Source organism: Chromobacterium aquaticum, assembly GCF_021129195.1.
In the GTDB taxonomy this organism is placed as follows: Bacteria; Pseudomonadota; Gammaproteobacteria; order Burkholderiales; family Chromobacteriaceae; genus Chromobacterium; species Chromobacterium aquaticum.
Map to the genome: position 1 here is coordinate 1 of NZ_JAJOHW010000204.1, position 8751 is coordinate 8751.

Annotated in this window: 6 protein-coding genes; all 6 read left to right on the forward strand. The window is 66.1% G+C overall.

Annotated elements, in window-relative coordinates; genetic code table 11:
* A partial coding sequence (gene astD, locus LQT98_RS22815) for a succinylglutamate-semialdehyde dehydrogenase (RefSeq protein WP_231465438.1) occupies positions 1-1329 on the forward strand: 1329 nt, incomplete at its 5' end.
* Positions 1330-1577: 248 nt separating this feature from the next.
* Entirely contained in the window at positions 1578-2924 is a 1347-nt protein-coding gene (gene astB, locus LQT98_RS22820; RefSeq protein WP_231465440.1) for an N-succinylarginine dihydrolase, read from the forward strand.
* Between the two features lie 619 nt (positions 2925-3543).
* Entirely contained in the window at positions 3544-4854 is a 1311-nt protein-coding gene (locus tag LQT98_RS22825; RefSeq protein ID WP_231465442.1) for a lysine N(6)-hydroxylase/L-ornithine N(5)-oxygenase family protein, read from the forward strand.
* Positions 4851-5903 carry an NAD(P)/FAD-dependent oxidoreductase gene (locus LQT98_RS22830; RefSeq protein ID WP_231465444.1) on the forward strand — a complete coding sequence of 351 codons (1053 nt, stop codon included), beginning with the start codon at positions 4851-4853 and terminating at the stop codon, positions 5901-5903. The genes LQT98_RS22825 and LQT98_RS22830 overlap by 4 nt, the downstream gene beginning before the upstream one ends.
* Before the next feature lie 8 nt (positions 5904-5911).
* The gene (locus tag LQT98_RS22835; RefSeq protein ID WP_231465446.1) at positions 5912-7930 is read left to right on the forward strand and encodes a class I tRNA ligase family protein; all 2019 of its coding nucleotides are present in this window, start codon (positions 5912-5914) and stop codon (positions 7928-7930) included.
* The coding region (locus tag LQT98_RS22840; RefSeq protein WP_231465448.1) for an AMP-binding protein at positions 7927-8751 on the forward strand (825 nt) is incomplete at its 3' end. The genes LQT98_RS22835 and LQT98_RS22840, both read left to right, overlap by 4 nt.

The window sequence follows — 8751 nt, forward strand, 5'->3', positions numbered from 1 at the left end:
GCCGCCGGCCGCGCCGCGTTCAAGCACTGGGCGCGCACGCCGCTGGACGCGCGCGTGGCGGTGGCCAAGCGCTTCGGCGAACTCTTGAGCGCCAACAAGGACGCGCTGGCCCGCGTGATTGCCCAGGAAACCGGCAAGCCGCTGTGGGAGGCGCAGACCGAAGTCACCACCATGGTCAACAAGGTGGACATCTCGCTGAAGTCCTACCACGAGCGCACCGGCGAACGCGCCGCCGCCATGGGCGACGCCCAGGCGGTGCTGCGCCACAAGCCGCACGGCGTGGTGGCGGTGTTCGGCCCCTACAACTTCCCCGGCCACCTGCCCAACGGCCACATCGTGCCGGCGCTCTTGGCCGGCAACGCGGTGATCTTCAAGCCGTCCGAACTGACGCCGTGGACGGCGCAGGAAACCGTGCGCTTGTGGGCCGAAGCCGGCCTGCCGGCCGGCGTGATCGCGCTGCTGCAAGGCGCGCGCGACACCGGCGCGGCGCTGGCCGGCCACGCCGGCATCGACGGCCTGTTCTTCACCGGCAGCTCCGCCACCGGCGCGCTGCTGCACAAGAACTTCGCCGGCCACCCGGACAAGATCCTGGCGCTGGAAATGGGCGGCAACAACCCGCTGATCGTGGAAGGCGTCCAGGACATCGACGCCGCCGTCCACCACATCGTCCAGTCCGCCTTCGTCTCCGCCGGCCAGCGTTGCACCTGCGCGCGCCGGCTGCTGGTGCCGCAGGGCGCCTGGGGCGATGCGCTGCTGGCGCGGCTGGTGGAGGTGACGGCCAAGCTGCGCGTCGGCAAATACGACGCCGAACCGGCGCCCTTCATGGGCGCGGTGATTTCCAGCGCCGCCGCCGAGGCGCTGCTGCAAGCCCAGGCCGCGATGCTGGCCGCCGGCGGCAAGGCGCTGCTGGAAATGCGCCGCTTGACGCCGGACGCGGCGCTGCTGAGCCCGGGCATCATCGACACCACCGCCGCCGCGCGTCCGGACGAGGAATACTTCGGCCCGCTGCTGCAAGTGATACGCTACGCCGATTTCGACCAGGCCATCGCCATCGCCAACGATACCTGCTTCGGCCTGGCCGGCGGTGTGCTGTCCGACGAGCGCGCGCTGTACGAACGCTATCTGCTGGAAAGCCGCGCCGGCGTGGTGAACTGGAACAAGCCGCTGACCGGCGCGTCCAGCGCCGCGCCCTTCGGCGGCGTCGGCGCCTCCGGCAACCATCGCGCCAGCGCCTATTACGCCGCCGACTACTGCGCCTACCCGGTGGCCTCGCTGGAATGCGACAGCCTGACCGTGCCGGCGCAGCTGTCTCCCGGCATGGTTTTTTAAGAGCACCCCCTCTCCCCAACCCCTCTCCCCAATCCCTCTCCCGCAAGGGGGGAGGGACTGAAGGCTGAGTGCGACGCCAGTTCATTCGTGCAGTAAGCGCGGGCGGTGCGGTTTTCTCCCCTCTCCCCTCGTGGGAGAGGGGCGGGGGAGAGGGGGCGTGTAGTCAACGCAAAAGAGTTAGGTGGCGAGAAGGGGCCAGATGGCCGTCCCGCCATTCAGATGGATTGAGGCAAGGGAGCATTCTCCAAATGAACGCCTATGAAGTGAATTTCGACGGCTTGGTCGGCCCGACGCACAATTACAGCGGCCTGTCCTTCGGCAATGTGGCGTCCACCAGCAATGTCAGCGCCGCGTCCAACCCCAAGCTGGCCGCCAAGCAGGGCCTGGCAAAGATGAAGGCCTTGCATGATCTGGGCTTCAAGCAGGGCGTGCTGGCCCCGCACGAGCGTCCGGACGTGGCCAGCCTGCGTCTGCTGGGCTTTGGCGGCAGCGACGCCGAGGTGGTGGCGCGCGCAGCCAAGGAAGCGCCGGCCATCCTGGCCGCGGCCAGCTCGGCCTCCTGCATGTGGACCGCCAACGCCGCCACCGTCAGCCCGTCCGGCGACACCGCCGACGGCCGCGTGCATTTCACCCCGGCCAATCTGAACAATAAATTCCACCGTTCGATCGAGCATCCGACCACGGGCCGGCTGCTGCGGGCGATGTTCGCCGACGAGTCCCGCTTCGCCGTGCATCCGGCGCTGCCGGCGCAGATGCACTTCGGCGACGAGGGCGCGGCCAACCACACCCGTTTCTGCGCCGAGTACGATGGCCCGGGGGTGGAGTTCTTCGTGTTCGGTGCGGCGGCTTTCGACGCGCGCTATCCCAAGCCGGCCAAGTTCCCGGCGCGCCAGACCCTGGAAGCCTGCCAGGCGGTGGCGCGGCTGCACGGCCTGAGCGCGGAGCGCGTGGTTTACGCGCAGCAGGACCCGGACACCATAGACGCCGGCGTGTTCCACAACGACGTGATCTCGGTGGGTAACCGCCAAGTGCTGTTCCATCACGAGAAATCCTTTGTCGACCAGCACAAGGTACTGGCCGAGCTGAGCGCCAAGCTGGCAGCCGCAGGCGGCCGCTTCGTCTCGGTGGAGGTGCCGGCGGCGGAGGTCAGTGTCGAAGAGGCGGTGAAGAGCTATCTATTCAACAGTCAGCTGCTGTCCAAGCCGGATGGCAAGATGATCATCGTGGTGCCGGAAGAGTGCCGCAATCAGCCGCGCGTCTGGGCCTACCTTGGCAAGCTGGCCGCCAGCGGCGGTCCCATCGACGAGGTCAAGGTGTTCGATCTCAAGCAAAGCATGCAGAACGGCGGCGGTCCCGCCTGCCTGCGGCTGCGCGTGGCGCTGTCGGCGGCGGAAATCGCCGCGGTCAACCCCAAGGTGCTGATGAGCGACGTGCTGTTCGCCACGCTCAACGGCTGGGTGGATCGCCATTATCGCGACCGCCTGAGCAGCGAAGACCTGGCCGATCCGCAGCTGCTAATCGAAAGCCGCACCGCGCTGGACGAGTTGAGCGGCATCCTGGGCCTGGGTTCGGTGTACCCCTTCCAGCTGGCTTGAGCCAGTATCGCGACTACCTGATTACAAGTCAGGTGCTCTAGCAACACAGGCCGGGATTCCCGGCCTGTTTCGCATTTTCCGCCCTGGGCGCCGTCCAGGCGCTTGCCTCATTGGCGTCATGCAGACACCTTGCCTTCTGCCATTAACTGTCCTGATTGCTGGCATCAGTTTGTCTAAGATCAACTATTTTTGATTTTTAATGTCATTTGACATGATAAAAATCACATGATAGCTTGAATGACATTGGAATATATCAATAGCTACAGCTGGTTTGGCGCAGCATGAAAACCATGGTGGAACCGGGTTTTCGGCGCTGCCACCAGCCTGGCGCCGCCGGCGAAGCGGGCAGGGCCGGCGCTTGAATCTTGAGTGTGTGACGAAGGGGCGCCGCCTGCGGCGTTTTTGCAACTGAATGCGGCCTGTCCTTTAGTACTGGCCGGAATCAGGGCGGTGGATTTCATGCCGGCGCGGGCACAGGCCCGGCCTCGGCGATGCTTTGGCGGTTTTGTGGTTGCTGTTCATTGCGAATGAGAGTGTCGGTTGGCTTTTCCGCTGCTGCGATACGCGGTTCATCGCGGCTCCTTTTATCTTGCAAGTACACTTCAAGTGCCAATACATCATGAAATATCACTGCATCGGCATCGGCAGCGGGCCATCCAATCTCAGCGTGGCCTCGCTCTTGCATGGTCAGCATGACATCAAGAGCATTTTCTTCGAGCAGAAACCGGCGTTCTCCTGGCATGACGGCATGATGATTCCAGGCGCGGGGCTGCAGGTTTCCTTGTTCAAGGATTTGGTCACGCTGGCCGATCCCACCAATCGATTCTCTTTTGTATCCTATCTGCATCAACATGGCAGATTGCTGCAGTTTCTCAACGCGCGTTTCGATCAGGTTTCGCGGCTTGAATTCCGCGATTACTTGAAATGGGCGGCGGAGAACAATGCCAATATCTGCTTTGGCGAGCGGGTGCTGGAGGTCGATTTCGACGGCGGCGCCTTCGTGGTGCAAACCACGAAGCGGCGCGTGCTGGGCGACAACGTGGTCGTCGGCGTCGGCATCGTGCCGGATGTGCCGGACTTCGCGCGCGCCTGCCTCAACGACAGCACGCATTTCCACGTCAATGAGTTCGCCGCCAAGGCCGGTGTCGCCGCGGGCAAGCGCGTGCTGGTCATCGGCGGCGGGCAGTCCGGCGCCGAAGTGGTGCTGGAGATGCTGCGCCGTGGTGGCGGCCAGGCGCCGGCGGCGCTGAGTTGGTTGTCGCGCCGGGAGAATTATTTCCCGCTCGACGATTCCCCCTTCACCAACGATTTGTACACGCCCACGCACTCCAACTATTTTTACGAGCAGGACGAGGGCTTCCGCCGCGCATTCATCAAGCGCAATCTGCTCAGCAGCGACGGCATTTCCGAGTGCACGCTGCGCAGCATCTACCAGCAGATCTATTCGCTGCGCTTCATTGAGCGCGCCCCGATCGAAATCAGCCTGCTGCCCTTCCGCGAAGTGCGCGCCATCACTCAGGACGGCGAGCGCTGGTCCATCGCCGCCAGCCATCTGGGCGCCAACAAGCCCGAGACGCTGGAGGCCGACGTGGTGATCTGGGCCAGCGGTTTCAAGCCGGCGCCGACGCCCTTCCTGCAGCCGCTGCGGGAGCGTCTGGAGCTGGAGGGCGAGGAAATCGCCGTCGACCGCGATTACGCGGCGCTGGGCAAACTGCCGCGCAATCGCAGCCTGTTCATCCTGAACGGCATCCGCCAGCAGCGCGGCCTGGCCGATCCCAATCTCAGCCTGACCGCGTGGCGCAGCCAGATCGTGATCCAGCGCATGCTGGATGTGCCGCGCGTCGCTCATCTGGACGCCGCCTTCGTGTCCTGGGCGCCGCTGGCGGCGGCGCGTGCGACCAGCCGCCAGCCAAGGAGGGAATGGGCATGACCGGGCCCCGCATCGTCATCATCGGCGGCGGCATCCTGGGCTGCACCGTGGCGGCACGGCTGCTGGAATGCGAGCCGCAGGCGCGGCTCAGCCTGGTGGACCAGGGCTTGATCGGCGGCGGGGCGTCGATGTATTCCGCCGGCGTGCATTTTCCGGTGGGCCGCTCCGAGCGGGTGCGCAGATTGAGCGGCGCGAGCGCGGATTACTACCAGACGCTGCATGCGCGTCATCCGCAGCTGCCCATGCACGGCTTCGACTTCTTCGTCGCCGCCGGCTCGGCCGACGCCGAGCAGGTGCGCGCTCGTTGCGCCGGCCTGCGGCCCTTGTCGGCGGAGGAGAGGCGGCAGGTGATGCCGGAGCTGCCCTATGGCCAGGAAGTATGGCGGATGCCGGACTGCCATGCGATGGATGTGCAGGGGCTGGCGCAATGGTATGCGCGGCGTTTGCGCGAGCGCGCCGAGTTGCTGGAAGGCGTCGGCGTCGAAGCCATCCGCGAGCATGTCGACGGCGTCAGCGTGCTGCTGTCCAGCGGCCGCAGCCTCGCCGCCGACGCCGTGGTGCTCTGTCCCGGACCGTGGGCGAATGAGGGCTGTTGGCGCGAGCTGACCGCCGCGCTCGATATCCGCGTCAAGAAAGTGGTGGCCCTGCATCTGCAACGCCCGCCGGAACATGGGCATGCGCTGTTTTTCCCTGTCGAGGACGCTTTCCTGGCGCCGCTGCCGCAGCGCGGACACTGGCTGTTCAGCTACACCTGCCAGCAGTGGGATGTGACGCCGGACAAATGCCGGCAGGCCAGGGTGGAGGCGCGCGAGCTCGACGAAGCCCGCGAGGCGCTGCGCGGCATCGCGCCGGCGCTGGCGCAGCAGCTGGGCTCCGGTCGGGTGTTCTGCGATGCCTACAGCCCAAGCCGGGAGCCGCTGGTGCAATTCGTCGGCCGCCATCAACGCATTCTGTTTGCCGGAGCGGGCAATGGCTCCGGATACCGGCTGGCGCCCGGCATCGCCGCGGAAGCGCTCGCCTTGCTCAACCACGCTCTCACCACAGGATAGTTGAGACCATGCACATCATTGACTTGCAGGAGGCGCAGCTGGCGCCTGCTTTCGGTATCGATATGGCGTCCATTGCCGGCCTGGGCGAGCAGGAACACGTGCGGCTGGCCTACGGCGTCGTCGCGCCGGGCCAGGAAAGCAAGCCGCACAAGCACGATGAGCTGGAAGCCTTCCTGATTCTGAGCGGGGAAGGCGTGATCGACGCCGATGGCCATTCCCAGCCGGTGCGCGCCGGAAGCCTGGTGCTGTTCAAACCTTTCGAGAAACACGTGCTGCGCAATGTCGGCCAGCAAGCGCTGAGCTTCTGCGATTTCTACTGGCGCGACGCCGCCAAGCGCGACGCCGCCGCGCAGGACAATGGCGCCTCGCGGCTGCGGGAGCGTCCGGTATTCGTGTTCTCCACGCCGCCCACCCCCAACGGCGACTTGCACCTGGGCCATCTATCCGGCCCCTATCTGGGCGCTGACGTCTATGTGCGCTTCCTGCGCGCCAGCGGTCACGAGGCTTACCACCTGACCGGCAGCGACGACTACCAGAGCTATGTGGTGGGCCGCGCCCGCCAGGAAGACAGCAGTCCGCAACAAGTGGCCAGCCATTACTCGGCGGCGATCAAGTCCACGCTGGACCTGATGGACATCCATCTCGATCAATACACCGTCACCACCCGCGCGGAGGGCTATGCGGAAGGCTTGCGCGATTTCTTCTCGCGCCTGGTGCGCGGCGGCGCGCAATTGCGCTCCGACGCTGCGCTGTTCGACGCCGAGACCGGCGACTATCTGTACGAGGTGGACGTCTCCGCCAAGTGCCCGAGTTGCGGCTCGCCCTGCGGCGGCAATATCTGCGAGGAGTGCGGCGAGCCGAACAATTGCGTGGATCTGGACACGCCGCGTTCGCGCTTGTCGGACACGATGCCGGTCACCGGTGCCATCCGCCGCTACATGATCAATCTGTCCGCCTTCAAGGACGCGGTGGAGCAGCATCAGCGCCTGGGCAAGGTGTCGCCGCGGCTGCAGCAACTGGCGGAGCGGGTGCTGGCGCGCAAGGATTACTGGGTGCCCATCACCCATCCGGCGCAATGGGGCGTGCCGCCGGCGGAGGAGGTCGAGGGCGAACAGGTGATCTGGGTGTGGCCGGAAATGGCTTACGGCTTCCTGCACGGCATCGCCGAGCTGGGCGGCCGGCTGGGCAAGCCCTGGAAGGCGGACCAGCCGCAGCCGGACTGGAAGATCGTTCACTTCTTCGGCTATGACAACAGCTATTACCACTCCATCCTGTATCCGGCCTTGTACCGCATGGCCTTTCCGGACTGGCGGTGCGACATCGATTACAACGAAAACGAGTTCTATCTGCTGGACGGCCTGAAGTTTTCCACCAGCCGCCGGCACGCGGTGTGGGGCAAGGACATTCTGAACCCGGACAGCGTCGACGCGGTGCGCTACTACCTGGCGCGCACGCGCGGCGAGCAGGAGCGCAGCAATTTCACGCTGGACGACTTCCATGACTGCGTGGAAGAAATCTTGCTGGGCCAATGGCAGGCCTGGCTGTCCGGCCTGGGTGAGCGCCTGCGGCGCGAGTTCCAGCAGCGGGCGCCCGATGCCGGTTGCTGGAGCGCGCTGCACACCGCCTATCTCGACGGCCTGAACCACCGGCTGGCCAGCCTGAAAACCCATTACGGCGCCGACGGCTTCGCCCTCAACCGCGTGGTGGAAGAACTGGACGGGCTGGTGGCCGGCGCGCTGCGTTTCGCCAAATCGAATCAGCGTATCAGCCAGAATCCGGCGCTGCGCGATGAATACCGCACCGCGATCGCGCTGGAACTGGCCACGGCCCGCCTATTGGCTCAGGCCGCCAGCCCCTTGCTGCCGCGCTTTGCTCAGCGCCTGGGCGAGGCCTTGGGCATGGAGCGCGTAGACCGTTGGCCGGAAGCGGTGGAACTGACGCCGGCCGGCACGCTGCTGGCCTTGGCGGAGCAGGCGTTCTTCACGCCGCTGCGCCGGCAGGAAGGTTCGGCGGAGGCGCGGCCATGAGCGACGCCCTGCTGCGTGCGCCGCGTGAAGACGCGGACCTGATCAACACGATAGCGCTGCACCGCTGCGACGATGAGCGGCATGTGATCCGTTTCCAGCAAGACGGCGCGCTGCGGAGCTGGACCCTGGCCGAACTGGACCGCAAGGCGGCGCGCGTGGCCGTGCGCCTGCAAGCGTTGGGCGTGCGGCCGCGCGACCGGGTGGGCATCCTGTCCCGCAACCGCATCGAGTTCGTGTTGCTGGACCTCGCCATCCTGAAGCTGGGCGGGGTCAGCGCCGGCTTCGAGGCCGGCCGCTACGAACCCGGGCAGATCGTCGACATCTACGGCCTGAAGGCGCTGTTCGGCGAAGGCCTCAGCGGCCAAGGTCCATGCTTCGACATCGCCGACATCGCCGCCTGGGCGGACAACGCCGAGGCGGACGTGGCCTGGCGTCCGTTGCACGCTGGCTATGATCCGGCCGACATCTTCGCGATCAAGTTCACCTCGGGCAGTACCGGCGCGCCCAAGGGCCTGGAAGCCACCGTCGCCAGCGCCAATAGCTCCATCAATGAGGTGCAGGCGATGTTCGCGCACCGCGACGGCGACAATCTGCTGGTGTTCCTGCGCCTGGTGCTGCTGCAACAGCGTTACTGGATCTACTCGGCGCTGGTGTTTGGACACGATATCGCCCTGTCCGATCTGGACGGCGCGCTGGACATGGCGCAGGCCAGCCCGCCCACCGTGGTGATGGGGGTGCCGGGCTTTTACGAAGAGCTGCGCGCGCGGCTGCGGCAGCGCCACGGCGACAGCGAACCCGCCGCGCGCGGCGCGCAGATCCAG